This is a genomic window from Mammaliicoccus sp. N-M50 (assembly GCF_022386995.1).
Lineage (GTDB): Bacteria > Bacillota > Bacilli > Staphylococcales > Staphylococcaceae > Mammaliicoccus > Mammaliicoccus sciuri_A.
This window is the reverse complement of sequence record NZ_JAJNJA010000002.1, coordinates 261,627-279,979: the sequence shown is the minus strand read 5'-3', so window position 1 is coordinate 279,979 and position 18,353 is coordinate 261,627. Positions and strand designations below refer to the sequence as shown.

At 33.2% G+C, this 18,353-nt stretch carries 13 protein-coding genes, 1 other RNA gene and 1 other annotated feature; of the genes, 2 read left to right on the top strand and 12 right to left on the bottom strand.

The window, feature by feature from the left end:
- Positions 1 to 60: 60 nt before the first annotated feature.
- The 6 genes from alaS to sal(A) form a co-directional block, all read right to left on the bottom strand.
- A complete protein-coding gene (gene alaS / locus LQ622_RS04645; RefSeq protein ID WP_239762011.1) occupies positions 61 to 2,691 on the bottom strand; it encodes an alanine--tRNA ligase in 2,631 nt (876 codons plus the stop codon).
- Between the two features lie 44 nt (positions 2,692 to 2,735).
- Positions 2,736 to 2,901 (bottom strand) — a binding site (T-box leader).
- Between the two features lie 39 nt (positions 2,902 to 2,940).
- Positions 2,941 to 5,331, bottom strand: a complete 2,391-nt coding sequence (recD2, locus tag LQ622_RS04640; RefSeq protein ID WP_191835640.1) for an SF1B family DNA helicase RecD2 — start codon at positions 5,329 to 5,331, stop codon at positions 2,941 to 2,943.
- 2 nt (positions 5,332 to 5,333) lie between these two features.
- Positions 5,334 to 6,002 (bottom strand): tetratricopeptide repeat protein, encoded by a 669-nt coding sequence (locus LQ622_RS04635; RefSeq protein ID WP_204188556.1) that lies wholly within the window; start codon positions 6,000 to 6,002, stop codon positions 5,334 to 5,336.
- Between the two features lie 86 nt (positions 6,003 to 6,088).
- On the bottom strand, positions 6,089 to 7,198 hold the full coding sequence (mnmA, locus tag LQ622_RS04630; protein ID WP_037588402.1) for a tRNA 2-thiouridine(34) synthase MnmA: 1,110 nt from the start codon (positions 7,196 to 7,198) through the stop codon (positions 6,089 to 6,091).
- Complete coding sequence (locus LQ622_RS04625; protein ID WP_037588405.1) at positions 7,191 to 8,339, bottom strand: cysteine desulfurase family protein; 1,149 nt, start codon at positions 8,337 to 8,339, stop codon at positions 7,191 to 7,193. Before LQ622_RS04625 ends, mnmA begins: the two co-directional genes overlap by 8 nt.
- 59 nt (positions 8,340 to 8,398) lie before the next feature.
- Positions 8,399 to 10,024, bottom strand: a complete 1,626-nt coding sequence (sal(A), locus tag LQ622_RS04620; RefSeq protein ID WP_204188555.1) for an ABC-F type ribosomal protection protein Sal(A) — start codon at positions 10,022 to 10,024, stop codon at positions 8,399 to 8,401.
- A gap of 316 nt (positions 10,025 to 10,340) precedes the next feature.
- On the opposite strand from sal(A), the gene LQ622_RS04615 reads away from it, so the two are divergent.
- A complete protein-coding gene (locus LQ622_RS04615) occupies positions 10,341 to 11,351 on the top strand; it encodes an LLM class flavin-dependent oxidoreductase (protein WP_025904246.1) in 1,011 nt (336 codons plus the stop codon).
- Positions 11,352 to 11,396: 45 nt separating this feature from the next.
- On the opposite strand, the gene LQ622_RS04610 is transcribed toward LQ622_RS04615, so the two are convergent.
- On the bottom strand, positions 11,397 to 12,131 hold the full coding sequence (locus LQ622_RS04610) for a trypsin-like serine peptidase (protein WP_126477544.1): 735 nt from the start codon (positions 12,129 to 12,131) through the stop codon (positions 11,397 to 11,399).
- A gap of 215 nt (positions 12,132 to 12,346) precedes the next feature.
- Positions 12,347 to 12,766 carry a cysteine metabolism transcriptional regulator CymR gene (gene cymR / locus LQ622_RS04605; protein WP_025904248.1) on the bottom strand — a complete coding sequence of 140 codons (420 nt, stop codon included), beginning with the start codon at positions 12,764 to 12,766 and terminating at the stop codon, positions 12,347 to 12,349.
- Positions 12,767 to 12,855: 89 nt separating this feature from the next.
- On the opposite strand from cymR, the gene LQ622_RS04600 reads away from it, so the two are divergent.
- Positions 12,856 to 14,118 carry a replication-associated recombination protein A gene (locus LQ622_RS04600; RefSeq protein ID WP_204188553.1) on the top strand — a complete coding sequence of 421 codons (1,263 nt, stop codon included), beginning with the start codon at positions 12,856 to 12,858 and terminating at the stop codon, positions 14,116 to 14,118.
- A gap of 44 nt (positions 14,119 to 14,162) precedes the next feature.
- Here the strand turns inward: LQ622_RS04600 and LQ622_RS04595 are convergent, their stop codons facing one another.
- The 4 genes from LQ622_RS04595 to hisS form a co-directional block, all read right to left on the bottom strand.
- On the bottom strand, positions 14,163 to 14,930 hold the full coding sequence (locus LQ622_RS04595) for a tRNA threonylcarbamoyladenosine dehydratase (RefSeq protein ID WP_025904250.1): 768 nt from the start codon (positions 14,928 to 14,930) through the stop codon (positions 14,163 to 14,165).
- 53 nt (positions 14,931 to 14,983) lie between these two features.
- Positions 14,984 to 15,176: non-coding RNA, 6S RNA (gene ssrS, locus LQ622_RS04590), on the bottom strand.
- Positions 15,177 to 15,233: 57 nt separating this feature from the next.
- On the bottom strand, positions 15,234 to 17,006 hold the full coding sequence (gene aspS / locus LQ622_RS04585) for an aspartate--tRNA ligase (protein WP_126477546.1): 1,773 nt from the start codon (positions 17,004 to 17,006) through the stop codon (positions 15,234 to 15,236).
- Positions 17,006 to 18,271 carry a histidine--tRNA ligase gene (hisS, locus tag LQ622_RS04580; protein ID WP_037588417.1) on the bottom strand — a complete coding sequence of 422 codons (1,266 nt, stop codon included), beginning with the start codon at positions 18,269 to 18,271 and terminating at the stop codon, positions 17,006 to 17,008. The genes aspS and hisS overlap by 1 nt, the downstream gene beginning before the upstream one ends.
- Positions 18,272 to 18,353: the final 82 nt, after the last annotated feature.

Below are 18,353 nucleotides of genomic sequence, written 5' to 3'. Positions count from 1 at the left end.
TACACTCCCTAACTCCATTAACTTAATATTAATTATATCATATTCTAATTACACGTAAAATTATAGCGTTTTAATGTAGTCTTTAACAAACTGTAATGCTTCTGTTACTTTAGATGGATCTGTTCCGCCACCTTGAGCCATATCAGGACGACCGCCACCTTTACCGTTTGTAATTTGAGCAGCTTCTCTAATAATGTCACCAGCTTTAACTTTATCCGTTAAATCTTTAGGTACTGAAGACACAAGTGAAACTTTATCTCCGTTGACACTAGCTAATAATAGAACTGTATCTTGCATTTTAGATTTAAAATCATCCATGATTGATCTTAATACTTTTGGATTTTCAGCTTCAACTAATTGTGAAAGTACTTTAATACCATTAATTTCTTCAACGCTATCTTCAATATTGCCTGATTTTAATTCAGTAATTGTTTTGTTCTTTTGTTGAACTTCTTTTTCTAAGTCTTTATTATGTTGTTGAATTTGTTCGATTTTTTCAATTGTTCTTGATTGGTCTTTAATTTTGACATGTTGCATAACATCTTTAAGGATTGTTTCTGTTTCTTTTAATGTTTCGTATGCTTTTCTACCTGTTACAGCTTCGATTCTTCGAACACCTGCACCTGTACCAGATTCTGAAACAATTTTGAAGATACCAATTTCACTTGTGTTACGTACGTGTATACCACCACATAACTCGATTGAGTATGATGACATTTCAACAACTCTTACAACATCACCATATTTTTCTCCGAATAATGCCATAGCGCCTTTTTCTTTAGCTTGTTCTATTGGCATTTCTTCGATTACTACAGGAATGTTTTGCCAAATTTTTTCGTTAACAATTTTTTCGATTGTTTCTAATTCTTCTTGTGTAACTTGACCAAAGTGTGAGAAGTCAAATCGTAATCTATCACTTTCAACTAATGAACCTGCTTGATTAACATGCGTACCTAAAACTTCTTTTAAAGCTGCATGTAATAAGTGAGTTGCTGAGTGGTTTTTGATAATTGATTTACGATCATCTTTATTAACAATAGCTTCTACAGTTTCACCAACATGAACTTGTCCAAATGTCACATGTCCAGCATGTAAATTTTGACCATTAGGTGCTTTTATAACTTCTGTCACTTCAATTTCAAATTGATCATGACGAATGATACCTTTATCCGCTACTTGACCACCTGATACTGCATAAAATGGTGTTTCTCTTAAAATAAATTGGATGTTTTCTCCACTTTCTACTTCATCAACTAATTCACCATTAAATATAATATCTGTAATTTCTGTTTGTGCTTCTGTTACGTCATAGCCAACGAATTTACTTGGTGTATTAATGCTACCAAGTACTTCATTTTGAACTTGCATTGATTGCGTCTTTTGACGTGCAGCTCTTGCTCTTTCACGTTGTTGATGCATTTCATTTTCAAAACCTTCATTATCTATTGAAATGCCTTCTTGAGCAGTGATTTCTTCTGTTAACTCGATTGGGAAACCATACGTATCATATAATTTAAATGCATCTGATCCAGATAATACATTATCCTGTTGCATAGCTGATGCCATCATTGTGTTTAAAATTGCTAAACCTTCTTCAAGTGTTTCATGGAAACGTTCTTCTTCAGATTTTACAACTTTTTTAATGAAGTCACTTTGTGCTTTAACATTTGGATAATAAGGTTCCATAATTTCTGCTACAATATCAACTAATTTATATAAGAATGGTTCGTTAATATTAAGTGATTGGCTAAAACGAACAGCTCTTCTTAGTAATCTTCTTAATACATATCCTCTACCTTCATTTGCAGGTAACGCACCGTCACCAATCGCAAAACTGATCGTTCTAATATGATCAGAAATAACTTTAAATGCGATATCTTGTTCTTTATTCTCTAAGTATTTTAATCCACTAACCGCTTCGACTTGTTCAATAATTGGAATAAATAAGTCTGTATCATAGTTCGTTGGTACATCTTGAGAAATAGATGTCATACGCTCAAGACCCATACCTGTATCAATATTTTGATTTGGAAGTGGCGTATAAGTATGGTCAGCATTATGGTTAAATTCACTAAATACTAGATTCCACACTTCTAAATAACGTTCATTTTCTCCACCTGGATACATTTCTTCAGCTGGATCTTCTTTCCCGTATGTGTCGCCTCTGTCATAGAATATTTCAGTATTAGGTCCAGAAGGTCCTTCACCGATATCCCAGAAGTTACCTTCGATTCTAATAATTCTACTTTCTTCAAGACCAATCAAATCATGCCATAAATCATATGCTTCTGTATCTTCAGGATGAATCGTTACATATAATTTCTCTGGATCCATTGCCATCCATTTATCACTCGTTAAAAATTCCCAAGCATATTCAATTGCTTCACGTTTAAAGTAATCACCAATTGAAAAGTTTCCTAACATTTCAAAGAATGTATGGTGTCTTGCAGTAAAACCAACATTTTCAATATCATTTGTTCTAATTGCTTTTTGAGCATTTACAATTTTAGGATTTTTAGGGATTTCTCGACCATCAAAATATTTTTTTAAAGTCGCAACACCTGAGTTTATCCATAATAAAGTATCATCATCAATTGGCACTAAAGGTGCAGATGGTTCTACCATATGTCCTTTTTCAACAAAAAAGTCAATATACATTTGTCTGATTTCACTAGCTTTTAATTTTTTCATTGTCTTCACTCCTCAATTAAAATAAAAAAACGTCCATCCCCTAAAAAAGGGACGAACGTATCGCGGTACCACCCTAGTTATGACTATAAGTCATCACTTTAAGTTTATTAAACTTTTATAAAAGAAGTAGCGTTCAATAATCATTGTCATGTTTCTCACCAGCCAACATGTCTCTTAAACAATCAATTATTTACTCGGTTTCTTTTTTGTATTCTATTTGATTATAATCACTCGATTTTTAGATGTCAATTATTTCATAAAATCATATGGTGTTTTATCATTCATATTAATCATTGGATCTATTTCAAACATATTATCTTCAGTTAAAATAATATGTTTCGTTTGAATAGATTCTGTTTCAGACTCCGTATCTTCTTCAACATCAGTATCGAAATACATTTTTAATTTCGTATCAAACGATGTCATTCTCTCATGACCTAGCGTTTGAATACCTTGGTTAAAGGCTTGTTCTTCACCGCAGACGACAAGCGACTGTTTCGCACGTGTAAGTCCGGTATATAGAATGTTCTTTTGTAACATTCTAAAGTATTGTCTGACAATAGGCATGATGACTATCGGGAATTCTGACCCTTGTGATTTATGAATTGAACAACAATAAGCATGTGTAATTTCTGATAAATCTTGTTTAGTGTATGTTATGTCATTCCCTTCATAATCTACAATGACGACATCTTTGCCAAGTGCATTTTCTTCTGCTTTGTAAACACCTGTTACTACACCAATATCACCATTAAATACATTATCATCTGGACGATTAATAAGTTGTAGTACTTTATCATTTTCTCGATATTCAATATCGCCATATTGAAGGAATCGTGTATCTTCATCTTTCGGATTTAATATATCTTGCAATAATTCATTTAATTTATTAATACCAGCTGGTCCACGGTATATTGGAGCTAGCACTTGAATATCTTGCATATTATATCCTTTATTTACGGCACCTTGAACGACCTTTTCTACAACTGTCGCAATTTGATTACTACTGCACGGAATAAATGAACGGTCGTGATGTTTTTCATTGATAGAAACAGGCAATCCATTTTTTATTTTATGCGCTAAATCTATGATAGATGATCCTTCTTGTTGTCTATAAACTTCTGTTAAGTTCACTCTCGGTATAACTTTAGAATCAATCAAATCTTTAAAAATCTGACCCGGACCTACTGATGGTAATTGATCTTCATCACCTACAAATATGATTTGGGCATAATCAGGGACTGCTCTTAAAAATTGGTACATTAACCATGTATCTACCATAGACATTTCATCTAGAATGATTAAATGGGCATGAATATCATTATCTAACACATCATCCGGTTGCGTATCTTTACTCCATCCAATTAATCTATGAATTGTCATCGCTTCTAGTCCCGTTGATTCACTTAAACGCTTTGCTGCACGTCCAGTCGGTGCTGCTAATACAATTGGAAAGTCTGTCCCTTCTTGATAATCATCATAATTCAAACTCACACCGTGTATTTCAGAATACAACTCACAAATGCCTCGAATAACGGTCGTCTTACCTGTTCCAGGTCCACCTGTTAAAAGCATCATTTTATGATTAATAGCTGTCTCTAACGCTAATTTTTGTCCATCTGCATATGAAACATCATTCATATCTTCAATTTGACCAATGTGTAATTGAAGATCACTTTTCTCAATTTCTTTGAGCTCATCTTGATGTTGATAAAGTCTATGAATGATTTGCACACTTTTTGCTTCTGAATAATAAAGTGAAGGTAAAAAACAATTATCATTTTCGATAATAAGTTTATTTTCTTCACTCATTTCGATAATGACACCATTAATCTGATCTTTATTTACAACTTCAGGTTGATTATGATTTAACAATTCATATGCCCCGTTGACCAAAATATCAACAGGTAAAAATGTATGACCATTCTGTAATGATTGTTGGTCTAAAAAGTAACTCACACCTGCTACAAGTCGATCATGATGATCTTTAGATATCCCAACTTGTTCAGCTATTTGGTCAGCTCTTTGAAAACCTATACCATTAATATCCATCACTAAACGATAAGGAGATTGCTTAATAATATTAAGTGTTTCATCTTTATAAAATTGATAAATTGCCATCGCAAGTTTCGGTCCAAATCCAAGTTCATTAAGTTTAATCATAATGCGTTCAATGGCTTGATTTTCACGTATGGATTCTGCAATCGTGTCTCTTTTTTGCTTATTGAGTTTAGGTATTTCTTTAAGGACATCCGGGTCATCTATAATTTTCTGAAGTGCATCTTCACCAAGTTTGTCCACGATTGTTTCTGCTGTTTTCTTACCAATACCTTTAAATAAATCACTCGATAAGTAATGGATAACACCTTGTTTCGTTTGTGGCAATTCTTTTTCAAATGTTTCAGCTTGTAGTTGTTTACCGTATTTCGGATGGTTTGTTACTTTACCTTTGAAAAGGTACGTTTCTCCTTCAACTATTTGAGGTAAGTAACCAACAATTGTGACTTCTTGATCAAAATCTTCATTTGAATCCATCACATCGACTTTAATAACGGTATAATAGTTATCACTGTTTTGAAAAAGAATTCTAATAACTTCACCTTTTACATGTGAAAGATCAAATAAAGATAAGTTTTCCAATGTTAGTCCTCCTCTTCTAATAATTGTTCAAACATGTTGATAGCATGACCACTTAATAAATGATCTGGTTGAATGTCGACCGCTTTTCTAAAATAAACAAGTGCTTCTTCAGCATTTTCATTTTTCATATATTTAGCCAATCCTAAATTGTATAATGCGTCAACATGTTTAGAATCTTTTTCTAATACTTTTTCTAGTTGCACAATGGCCTCATCGAACATTTCTAATTGGCATAATGTTAATCCGTATTGGAATCCAATTTCTACATCATCTTCATTTAGCTCATGAGCTCTCATTACATACGGTAAAGCTTCAGTATGTGCACCTAATTCGTTGAAACTCATTCCTAACATAAAATTAGTATCTGCATCATTAAGCCCTCTTTTAATCGCATGTTGATATAATTTAATCGCTTCTTCAAAGCGCTGTTGGTTGTAGTATAAATTTGCAAGACTATAATAAGCACCACCATGACTTTCGTTTACAGTAATGGCTTTTTGAAAGAATTTCTCAGCTCTTTCAATATCATTTGCTTCTGCTAATATTGTCCCTGCATTGATATAATTGGTTACTTCGTTTGGATCTTCTTCTATATTTTCAAATAAATGCGACAATGCTTCGTCGAATTTTTTATTTTGAATTAATTTAACAATTTGTTCTTCACTATGCATGTTGTGACTCCTTTAAATATCATTACTTGCTATTATAACAAAAATAAAAATAGACTGAGACATAAATTTATCTCAGTCTATATATTTTATACCATATAATCTAATTGCTTTTCTGTTTTATATACTTCATCGATTGTTGCGCCACCTAAACAAACATCACCGTCATATAATACGACAGCTTGACCAGGTGTAATTGCACGCACTGGTTCGTCAAATATCACTTTAATTTGATTGTCAGAAATTTTTTCTACAGTTACTTGTGTATCTTTTTGTCTATATCTAAATTTTGCTGAACATTTCACCGGTTGTGAGAAATCAAGATCATTCACAAATGAAATATCAGAAGCGATTAAATAGTCACTATATAATGCTTCGTGATGGAAACCTTGTTCTACATATAGGATGTTTTCTTTTAGGTTTTTACCGACTACAAACCAAGGGTCTCCGTCTCCGCCTATACCAAGACCATGTCTTTGGCCAATCGTATAATACATTAAGCCACTATGTTCACCCATATCAACACCGTCTAATGTTTGCATTTTACCGTTTTGAGCAGGTAAGTATTGAGATAAGAATGTTTTAAAGTTTTTCTCACCAATAAAACAAATACCAGTAGAGTCTTTCTTTTTAGCAGTTGCTAAGTTTTGTTCTTCAGCAATTCTTCTTACTTCACTTTTTTCTAATTCACCAATTGGGAACATCACTTTAGATAATTGATCTTTTGTAAGTTGATTTAAGAAATAAGTTTGGTCTTTGTTGTTATCTACACCACGTAGCATTTCTACTTTATCACCATCACGATTAACACGTGCGTAATGACCTGTAGCAACATAGTCCGCACCTAGTTTAAGTGCATGATTTAAAAATGCTTTAAATTTAATTTCTTTATTACACATTACATCTGGGTTAGGTGTTCTACCTTTTTTATATTCGTCTAAGAAATACGTAAATACTTTATCCCAATATTCTTGTTCAAAGTTAACTGCATAATAAGGTATATCTAATTGGTTACATACTTCGATGACATCATTATAGTCTTCAGTAGCTGTACATACACCATTTTCGTCTGTGTCATCCCAATTTTTCATAAAAATTCCAACTACATCATAACCTTGTTCTTTTAATATATGTGCAGTTACCGAGCTATCTACGCCCCCGCTCATCCCAACGACAACGCGGGTAGATTGATTATTCATTTTCTTCCTCCTTAAATTGTTGATATATTTTCATTATCGTACTTACGATATAATTAATTTCTTCTTCAGTCGTTAATGAGCTGAAACTAAATCTTACAGATTGTTTCACTCTATTATCTTCACCAAACATCGCTTCTAGAACGTGAGATGGTAATGTTGAACCGGCTGTACATGCAGATCCACTTGAAACATATATATTTGCCATATCAAGTAACGTTAACATCGTTTCAACTTCAATAAATGGGAAATATAAATTTGTGATATGACCAGTTGTATCTGTCATACTACCATTAAGTTCAAACGGAATTGCACGTTGTTGTAAACCTACAATGAGCTTTTCTTTTAAGTTCATTAAATGAATATTACTTTCATTCATATGTTCATAAGCGTCTTTCAGCGCTGTTGCCATTCCACATATATATGGAACATTCTCTGTACCTGCTCTTCGCTTTACTTCTTGTTCGCCACCTTGTATAAACGTTTCGAACTGAACACCTTGTTTTACCAACAATGCACCTATTCCTTTTGGTCCGCCAAATTTATGCGCAGTTATGCTTAACATATCAACTGGCATTTCATCGAATTCTATTGGCATATGACCGATAGCTTGAACAGCATCAACATGAAATACGATATCCGTATTCTCTATGACTTCCGCAATATCATACATAGGTTGAACTGTACCGACTTCATTATTCACTAACATAATTGACACCAATGTCGTATCAGGTCGGATTGCTTGTCTCAAAGCATCAATATCGACAATACCTTCTGAATTTACATCTATATACGAAACATCGAAACCTTCACGTTCAAGTTCTTCAAAGACATGCAATACAGAATGATGCTCTATTCTACTCGTTATAATATGTTGACCTATATGTTTTCGTTTTCGTGCTATACCTTTTATTGCTGTGTTATTAGACTCTGTTGCCCCACTTGTAAAAATAACTTCTTGAGGCTTTGCACCTAATAATGTAGCAATCTCTCGTCTTGATTGATCTAAATACTTTCTACCGTCTCTCCCAATTGAATGAATAGATGACGGGTTTCCAAAGTGTTCAGATAATATTTCTGTTATTTTTTCAGTTACAACGGGCTTAACTGGAGTAGTTGCTGCATAATCTGCATATACTTTCATGTTGAACGTCCTTTCTTAGTTTTCAATGTACCTATTCTAGCACCATTTTTATGAAAAGACTAGAACTCTGTTTCACGATTTCTTTCTTCTGTATATTGTTCTAATTCTTTTAATTGATGTTTCATAGATTCTGTATTAATTGGATCTTTAACTTGAACATTTTCATGCGTCATTTGATGATTTTTGATCGTCCATATTTGGTCTTTAATTTGTGATTTAAAATAATCATCATGAGATACAATAAGGACTGAACCTTGAAATGATTGTATTAATTGAATGATTTTTTCTTGCATGCCAATATCAAAATAGTTTGTCGGCTCATCTAAAATCATAATATGAGGATTTGAAAAATATAATTTTACAAATTGTAATCTACACTTTTCACCCATGGACAGTGTTTCAACGACATCATTTATTCTATTCTTATCGAAATAAAAGCTTGCTAAAATGGTTCTTGCATCTGCTTCTTTCATTTCAGGAATTTCTAATATTTCATTTAAAACAGTATTGTGCATATTTAAGTTCTCAAAATCTTGAGAGAAATATCCAATTTCTAATTCAGGATGAACAGTTATATCACCTTTAGTCGGCTCGAGTTCACCGAGTATCAATTTGATTAAAGTTGATTTTCCTGTTCCATTTCTGCCTTCTATAATCACATTTTGATTTCGCTTAATATAGAAAGATACATCTTCGAATATCTTCCTATTATCATATGCAAACGACACATGGTTAAATTGAACTAAATAATGTGATTTAAAATCATGATGTTGTATTGAGAAAGCTTTCTCTTTTTTATTTGGATTAGCGATGTGCTCTTGATCAAGTTTACGATTTAATTGTTGTTCTTTTGATTTGAATCGTTTCGCTAACTTACTTAATTGTTTTTGTTGATACGGGTTTCGCACAGAAGCACTTTGTTCTGCTTTTTGATACCACGCTTTATATTTTTTGATCGTTTCTTCAATAGCCGCTTGTTCTTTTTGTTGCTTTTCATATTGTAGCTTTAATGTTTCATGCTCTATATCTTTTTGTTGTTTGTATTTATCGTATTTACCGATATATTTCTTAGCACCATCAGGACTCAATTCTAATATAGCATCTGGTGTTTCATTTAAGAATGTTCTGTCATGAGATACAAATAATATAGCACGTTGTTCTTGTTTAAAAGCTTTCGTCAACCATTCCTTCATTTCTAAATCCATATGATTTGTTGGCTCATCGATTAATAATAACGATGCCTTAGACATTTTTACTTTTAAAAATGAAACTTTTGTCTGTTCTCCACCACTTAAAGTAGAAATTTTCTGTTCTAGTTGTTCCTCTTTTATGCCGAGCTTTTTTGCTTCTGTTACGATTTCTCCTTCTATAAGGTATCCATCTAACTCAATATATTTATTAATCATATCTGTATGATTAAGTTGCGATCTAACCTTGACGATTTCTGGGTAAGATTCAATTATATAATCCATAACTGTCCAATCATTATAAGGTGTTAAATCTTGTTCCATCATCGCTGAATCAACTGTTTGATCTTGGTGAATCACTTTTAATAATGTAGACTTTCCAACACCATTAACACCAACGATTGCTAAATGTTCATGGTCCTCTATTGAAAAAGTCAACTCGGGTATTAATACTTTATGTTCAACTTCTAATGCTTTTTCTTCAAATAAAAATAGCATAATGTAGCCTCCTATACCCATGTATTACACATGAAGACGCACCATTACACTATTCTCAGTTTGTAACGGCAACATCATATTATAGACATACTTATCCAATCATCATTGCGTAATACAATGGTTTTTTACGTTATTTACTATTAGCGCAAAAAATTATTGGATATCCATGCCTATTGTTGATGCCACCTCTCTGTAAATTTGCATTAATTATAACTTTTAGTTACATATTAGTCAAATGTTGTTGAGCAATTAAATAGTACAACATAAATACAGTTGATATACTTCCAATATATAATTATGTAAGGAGCGTCACAAAATGAAATCAAAATTCCCAGTTTCTGCATTAAATCTAGTTCCACTTAGAAAAGGTGAAACGGAACAAGATGCTATTAAGAATATGGTATCACTTGCTCAAAATGTAGAAAAATTAGGCTACGAACGTTACTGGATTGCAGAACATCATAATGCACCAAATTTAGTAAGTTCTGCAACTGCTTTACTCATTCAACATACACTTGAACATACAGAGTCTATTCAAGTAGGTTCAGGCGGTATCATGTTACCAAACCATGCGCCTCTTATTGTTGCTGAGCAATTTGGAACAATGGCTACAATGTTTCCTAATCGATTAAATCTTGGCTTAGGACGAGCACCAGGTACCGATATGATGACCGCTTCTGCACTAAGAAGAGATTCACATAAAGGTGTATATACATTTGGTGACGATATTAAACAATTACTACAATATTTTGGTCCTGAAGAACAACAATCATATGTAAGACCATATCCAGGTGTAGATACAAATATACCGATATATGTGTTAGGATCTTCAACGGACTCTGCACATTTAGCTGCTCGATTAGGTTTACCATACGTCTTTGCAGCACACTTTGCACCAGATCAAATGGCTCAAGCAATCGAAATATATAGAGACTTATTTGAGCCATCAGAATATTTAGATGAGCCATACATGACCGTTTGTTTAAATGTCATTGTTGGCGAAACAGATGAAGAAGCGACTTATTTATCTTCAACTATGCACTTGATGTTCTTAAGTATTGTAAGAAATGCGCGCATGCCATTACAACCCCCTACTGATCAACTTGAAAACATTTGGTCACCACAAGAAAAATATATGGCGCAGTCTAAAACAAACACATCTTTCATTGGTAGTGAAGAAACTGTAAAACAACAATTGATAGATTTCCAAAACAAATACAATGTAGATGAAATTATGGCAGTGAGCTATATTTATGATTTAGATAAACAATACCAATCATATGAATCATTCAAGAAAATTGTAGATGATGTATACGGGGAAGCATAAAAAAACGATCATAAAGTGATGAGTCATCACTTTATGATCGTTTTTTTATTTTAAATTACTTTGTATAAATTGTTGAACGTTGCTGTTAAATAACACGCCACTATTATGGCTATCTGGTACGCCACCATAATGTAAACCAATAACTTGGTTATTTGCATTAAAGATTGGTGAACCTGAATTACCACCATAAGTACTTAAGTCGTAAGATACGTCACTACCTGAAGCAGACAATATATTACCTTTACTTTCCCATAATGTCGCAATAGGTTTATCTCCTGGATAACCTGTTACTGTGATGTTATCACCTTTTTTAACTGAAGATGTATCTGCGATTGTCGCTGCTTGAACAGCGTCACCAATAGATTGACCTTTACTATTTTTACCGACTGTAACGACTGCTAAATCTTCACCGCCTGGCGCTACTTTATAATCAGTTGCTGTAAATGTACCAGCTGGGAAATTCCCATCGCCATTTGCTGCTGGTGAGAATTTTAGTACAGAAGCATCACCATTCGTAGCATCTACTACATGTTTATTTGTAAGAACGGTATTTTTACCGACAACTACACCTGATGCAATTGATGTACCTCCGATATCAGCGAATGCAATCGATTGATAATGTGCAGACGTTGTATTCGTAATTTGTGTACGATCATTTTTCGGTAATATAACTCTAGATGACGGACCATCTGTCTTTGCGTTAACTTCAAACGGTAATGCAATGAAACTTAATAATAAAACTGCTACTACACTTAATATGTATCGTTTTAAATTTTTCATATACTCTCCCCTTTGTTGTAGTGTACAACTATCTTAATATGAAAATAATCTTGAAGGGGAATATTACACTACTTAACACATATTCATGCTTAACTGTTAAAATAACGAAATATTTTGTGCAGTTAGGCATGAAATCCATACAGTTAAGAAATAAAAAATAAGATAGCAATCTTCAATATTCGTCTTGAAGATTGCTATCCTATTTAATTTGTGAACTAGATATAGAACATATAGCCTTCTAGTTCATCTTCATTTGTATAATTTGCTAAGTATTCTAGTGTTGTATTATCTAGAACTTCTTTTACAGCGTCTCTAATACGAATCCACAATTGTTGTTGTGCAGGTGGCTCGTCTTCTATACCTTCAACAGGTGTAATTGGCCCCTCTAACAATCTAATCACATCACCAGCTGTAATTTCTGATGGTGCTTTTTGTAATTGATAGCCCCCTTTGGCACCTCTTACACTTTTAATAAGACCAGCATTACGTAGCGGTCCTACTAATTGTTCTAAATATAAATCACTTAAATTGTTTTCTTCAGCGATTGACTTTAAAGATGTACATCCTTGACCATAACGCTTAGTCAACGATATCATAAGTGTTAAGCCATATCGTCCTTTAGTAGAAATTTTCATGTACTACACCTCTTATTTTCTAAAAAAATATTATTAATTCATTTTATCATTTTTTGTACACTTTGAGTAATTAGAAAGGTTGATTCCAAATGAAAAACGAACCATTAGCTTATAGAATGCGTCCCCAAACGATTGACGATGTGATAAGCCAAGAACATTTAGTCGGTCCAAAAGCCATTATTAGAAGAATGGTTAACACTAAAAAGTTAACTTCTATGATATTTTATGGACCTCCGGGAATTGGAAAAACGAGTATCGCCCAAGCTATTGCCGGGAGTACTCAATATAAATTTAGACAACTTAACGCTGTCACTAACACTAAAAAAGATATGCAACTTGTCGTTGAAGAAGCCAAAATGTCTGGACAAGTTATACTTTTACTAGACGAAATTCATCGTCTAGATAAAGCAAAACAAGATTTCTTATTACCGCATTTAGAATCTGGCAAAATCGTTCTTATTGGCGCAACGACGTCAAACCCATACCATGCTATCAACCCAGCTATACGAAGCAGAACGCAAATCTTTGAACTATATCCTCTTAATGAAGATGATATCATCATTGCTTTAAACAGAGCAATTGAAGATGAAGAAAATGGATTAGCATCATACGCTCCTGTTGTAGACAAAGATGCTTTAGAATATTTCGCAAAAGCAAGTTACGGCGATGTGAGAAGCGCTTTAAATGCACTCGAACTTGCTGTACTAAGTGCTGATGTTCAAGATGACAAACGTCATGTCACGATTGAAGATGCGAAAGTTTGTATTCAAAAGAACGCTTTCCAACACGATAAAGATGGTGATCAACATTATGATGTTATGAGTGCATTCCAAAAATCTATTAGAGGTAGTGATGTCGACGCAGCGCTACATTATTTAGCTAGATTAATTGAAGCGGGAGATTTACCTACTATTGCAAGACGCCTTCTCGTAATTAGCTATGAAGATATCGGTTTAGCTTCTCCGGGTGCTGCAGCTAGAACATTATCAGCTATTGAAGCGAGTGAACGTCTCGGCTTTCCAGAAGCACGTATACCATTAAGCCAAGCGGTCATCGAGCTATGCTTATCACCTAAATCTAATTCAGCTATTGTATCTATTGATGAAGCTCTATCAGACATCAGAAAAGGTAAAGCCGGTTTAGTTCCGAAACATTTGAAAGATGGACACTATCAAGGTGCAAAAGAATTAGGAAATGCAATTGGTTATAAATACCCACATAATTATGAAAATGGATATGTAGAACAACAATATTTACCTGATACTTTAAAAGGCAAACAATATTATCAACCTAAACTCACATCTAAATCTGAACAAAAATTAGCAGAAATATATCGCAACTTAAAAAAATGAGGCTGGACGTATCCAGTCTCATTTTTTATTATCAAAGCTGTTAGCTATTTATCTTTGATTCTTTTTACTGGGATATCTTTCAAAATATCATTCACAACATAGCTTGCACAAATTAAACCAACAACGCTTGGTACAAAAGCATTAGATGATGGTGGCATTTGCGCCTTTCTAACTTTTGCGTTTTTATCGCCTACAACTTCTTTTACATCTTCTCTTATCATAATTGGACTTTCATCACTAAATACAACATTAATACCTTTATGAATGCCCATTTTTCTTAATTTTAGACGTATAATTTTCGCCATAGGATCTGTATGTGTTTTAGAAATATCAGCTATTTCAAATTTAGTAGGGTCTGTTTTGTTTGCAGCACCCATACTTGAGATAACATTAATACCTCTTTCTAAACACTCTTTCATAAGATGAACTTTATACATGATTGTATCACTAGCATCTACAAAGTAATCAATGTCGTATTCATTAAATAAAGCTTCGTAAGTTTCTTCAGTATAGAACATATGCAATGAAGTGACTTTACAATCAGGATTAATTAATTTAATACGCTCTTCCATTAAATCTACTTTTGATTGACCAATTGTTGTTGTTAATGCATGTAATTGTCTATTTACATTTGTGATATCTACATCATCTTTATCTATTAATATGATATGACCAATATTAGTTCTCGCTAGTGCTTCAGCAGCAAATGAACCTACACCGCCTACACCAAGGACAACTACTGTTTTACTTTTTAATAAATCTAAGCCTTCTTTACCAATCGCTAATTCATTTCTTGAAAATTGATGCTTCATCATTATTTACTCCTTTACACAAAAATACGCAAGACATAAAGTCTTGCGTACCGATAGAATCCAATTGTGCCGTAATATTAAGTGCTAGATCATTTTGGCCTGCTATATACAGGTGGGTGCCCTGTTTCTTATTTTGCATGTCCTCCTTACGAGGCGTATGCGCTATTAAGAAAACCAATTAGGCTCCCTTGATCAAAAGTGTTAGGTCAAAATATAAAAAGCTTATTACGAACACTTCAGATGACTACCTTATAAATTTATTTTATCATAATTCTTCTAAATAACAAGTATTTATACTTTTAATTATTTTTCATCTAAATCAAGTTGCAAATGTAATTCATGTAACTGACTGTTAGATACTTCACTTGGCGCATCTGTTAATAGACAAGAAGCACTTGCTGTTTTAGGGAATGCAATTGTATCTCTTAAGTTTGTTCTTCCTGACAATAACATAACTAATCTATCTAAACCTAAAGCAATTCCGCCATGTGGTGGTGCACCATATTTGAACGCTTCAATTAAGAATCCAAATTGTTCTTGTGCTTGTTCTTCAGTAAATCCAAGCGCTTTAAACATTTTTTCTTGTAGTTCTGATTTATGAATTCTAATAGATCCTCCACCTAATTCAAAACCATTTAAAACGATATCGTATGCATTCGCTTCAACATTTGTTGGATCAGTTTCAAGCATTTCTTCATGCTCTTTTTTAGGTGCAGTAAATGGATGGTGCGCTGCAACATAACGTTCTGATTCTTCATCGTATTCAAATAATGGCCAATCAGTTACCCATAAGAAATTATATTTATTTGGATCAATTAAACCACGATCTTTACCAAGTTTATTTCTTAACTGCGCTAAACTTGCTGCTACAACATCTTTTTTATCTGCTACAAATAATACTAAGTCTCCAGTTTTAGCTTCAGTTTGTTTTAATAATTCAGCAGTAATATCTTCATCAAAGAATTTGCTAATTGGACCGTTTAAGCCTTCTTCTGTTACTTTAACCCAAGCTAAACCTTTAGCTCCATATATACTTGCAAATGATTGTAATTGGTCGATATCTTTTCTAGAGTAATCAGCCGCACCATCTTCAACGACGATTGCTTTAACTTCTCCACCATTTTCAACTGCAGATTTAAACACTTTAAAGTCCATTTTTGAAGCAAGTTCTGATAAGTTAATCAGTTCCATACCAAATCTTGTATCTGGCTTGTCAATTCCGTATCTTTCCATTGCTTCAGCGTATGTCATACGTGGGAATGGCGTTGTAATATCAATACCTTTTACATCTTTCATGATACGTTTCATAAGACCTTCATTCATTTTGATAACGTCTTCTTGATCTACAAAGCTCATCTCGATATCGATTTGCGTAAATTCAGGTTGTCTATCCGCTCTTAAATCTTCGTCTCTAAAACATTTAACGATTTGATAGTATTTATCAAATCCACCAATCATTAATAATTGTTTAAATATTTGTGGAGATTGAGGTAAAGCATAGAACTCTCCATCATGTACACGAGATGGTACTAAATAGTCTCTCGCACCTTCTGGCGTAGATTTAGTTAACACAGGTGTTTCTACTTCGTAAAACTCACCTTCATCTAAGTAATTTCTTACTGCACGTGTAATTTGATGTCTCATTTTGAATGTTTGAGCTAAACTTTCTCTTCTTAAGTCAATATAACGATATTTTAATCTTACATTTTCATCAATATCATTCATATCTGTTATAGAAAATGGAGGTGTTTCAGATTCATTTAAAATTGTAATTTCAGAGACTTGTACTTCAACTTTACCCGTCTTGATTTTGTCATTAATTGATTTCTCGTCTCTTTTAGTTACTAAACCTTTAACTTGAATAACATATTCAGAACGGATTTTCTCAGCAACACTTAAAGCTTCTTGAGAGAAGTCTGGGTTAAAGACAATTTGTACAACGCCTTCGCGGTCACGTAAATCAATAAATATTAAACCGCCTAAGTCACGTCTTTTTTGTACCCAACCATTTAAAGTAACGGTTTGACCAATATATTCTTCAGTTATTTTACCAGCATATGTTGTTCTTTTTTCCATTATGATTCCACCTTTAAATAATTCTCTAATTCTGATAACGAAACAAGTGTCTTTTCACCAGTTTCCATATTTTTAACTTCCACTTCTTGTTTTTCTAATTCATTCTCACCTAATACAATCGTATATTTCGCATTTAATCTATCGGCTTGTTTCATTTGACCTTTTAATTTACGTTGTAAATAGTCTTTATCACAACTAATACCAGCCATTCTTAATTGATTGATTAATTGAACTGACATTCTATCCGCTTCTTCACCCATTGTTGCAATAAATAAGTCGATAGTTTCTTCTTCTTCAATTTCAATACCTTCAGCTTCAAGCGCTAGTAACAAACGTTCAATACTCAATGCAAAACCAATACCTGTTTCTTTAGGACCATCAAGTAATTCTAGTAAGCCGTTATATCTACCGCCACCACATAAAGTTGTAATAGCACCAAATCCTTCAGCATTACTCATTACTTCAAATGCTGTGTGTGTATAATAATCTAACCCACGTACTAAATTCGTATCTATTTCATACTCGATACCAAGTTCGTCTAATAAACTTTTTACCTCTTCGAAATATTGTTTAGAATAGTCATTTAAGTATTCCGTAATTTTAGGCGCATTTTTAACTGCTTCTTTATCTCTGTCTACTTTACAGTCCAATATACGCATTGGATTTGTGTGTAATCGACTTTGACAATCGCTACAGAAAGTATCAATTACTGGTTCAAAGTGCGCTTGTAATGCCTTAGTGTAATCAGCTCTTGATTCTGCATCACCAATACTATTGATGACTAATTTTAAGTCTTTCAATCCGAAAGATTTGTATATGTGTACGAGCATTGAAATAATTTCAACATCAATAGCAGGATTTTCTGATCCTATAGCTTCTACCCCGAATTGAACGAATTGACGATAACGCCCTTTTTGTTTTCTTTCATATCGGAACATTGGACCATTGTAATAAAGCTTAACTGGTTGATTAGGTTCACCTTGCATTTTGTTTTCGATGTAACTTCTAACAACACCTGCAGTGCCTTCAGGTCTTAATGTAATGCTTCTATCACCCTTATCTTTAAATGTGTACATTTCTTTTTGTACAACATCTGTTGAATCACCGACACCTCTACTAAAAAGTTCAGTACTTTCAAATATTGGTGTTCTAATTTCTTTATAATTATATATTTTCATTAACTCATGTAATTTGTTCTCAATGTATTGCCATTTATAAGTGTCTTTTGGTAATAAATCTTGTGTACCGCGTGGTATATTAATCATAATATTTCCTCCTTTAAAATATAAAAAGTCCCTTGTATGCATATACATACAAGGGACGAATTATCCGTGTTGCCACCCTAAT

Excerpts from the sequence above, each read along its gene's own strand:
- LQ622_RS04600 (WP_204188553.1), top strand. The coding sequence starts at position 12,856 with ATGAAAAACGAACCATTAGCTTATAGAATGCGTCCCCAAACGATTGAC.
- LQ622_RS04625 (WP_037588405.1), bottom strand. The coding sequence starts at position 8,339 with ATGAAAGTATATGCAGATTATGCAGCAACTACTCCAGTTAAGCCCGTT.
- hisS (WP_037588417.1), bottom strand. The coding sequence starts at position 18,271 with ATGATTAATATACCACGCGGTACACAAGATTTATTACCAAAAGACACT.
- alaS (WP_239762011.1), bottom strand. The coding sequence starts at position 2,691 with ATGAAAAAATTAAAAGCTAGTGAAATCAGACAAATGTATATTGACTTT.
- LQ622_RS04615 (WP_025904246.1), top strand. The coding sequence starts at position 10,341 with ATGAAATCAAAATTCCCAGTTTCTGCATTAAATCTAGTTCCACTTAGA.
- LQ622_RS04595 (WP_025904250.1), bottom strand. The coding sequence starts at position 14,930 with ATGAAGCATCAATTTTCAAGAAATGAATTAGCGATTGGTAAAGAAGGC.
- LQ622_RS04635 (WP_204188556.1), bottom strand. The coding sequence starts at position 6,002 with ATGCATAGTGAAGAACAAATTGTTAAATTAATTCAAAATAAAAAATTC.
- LQ622_RS04610 (WP_126477544.1), bottom strand. The coding sequence starts at position 12,131 with ATGAAAAATTTAAAACGATACATATTAAGTGTAGTAGCAGTTTTATTA.
- cymR (WP_025904248.1), bottom strand. The coding sequence starts at position 12,766 with ATGAAAATTTCTACTAAAGGACGATATGGCTTAACACTTATGATATCG.
- mnmA (WP_037588402.1), bottom strand. The coding sequence starts at position 7,198 with ATGAATAATCAATCTACCCGCGTTGTCGTTGGGATGAGCGGGGGCGTA.
- aspS (WP_126477546.1), bottom strand. The coding sequence starts at position 17,006 with ATGGAAAAAAGAACAACATATGCTGGTAAAATAACTGAAGAATATATT.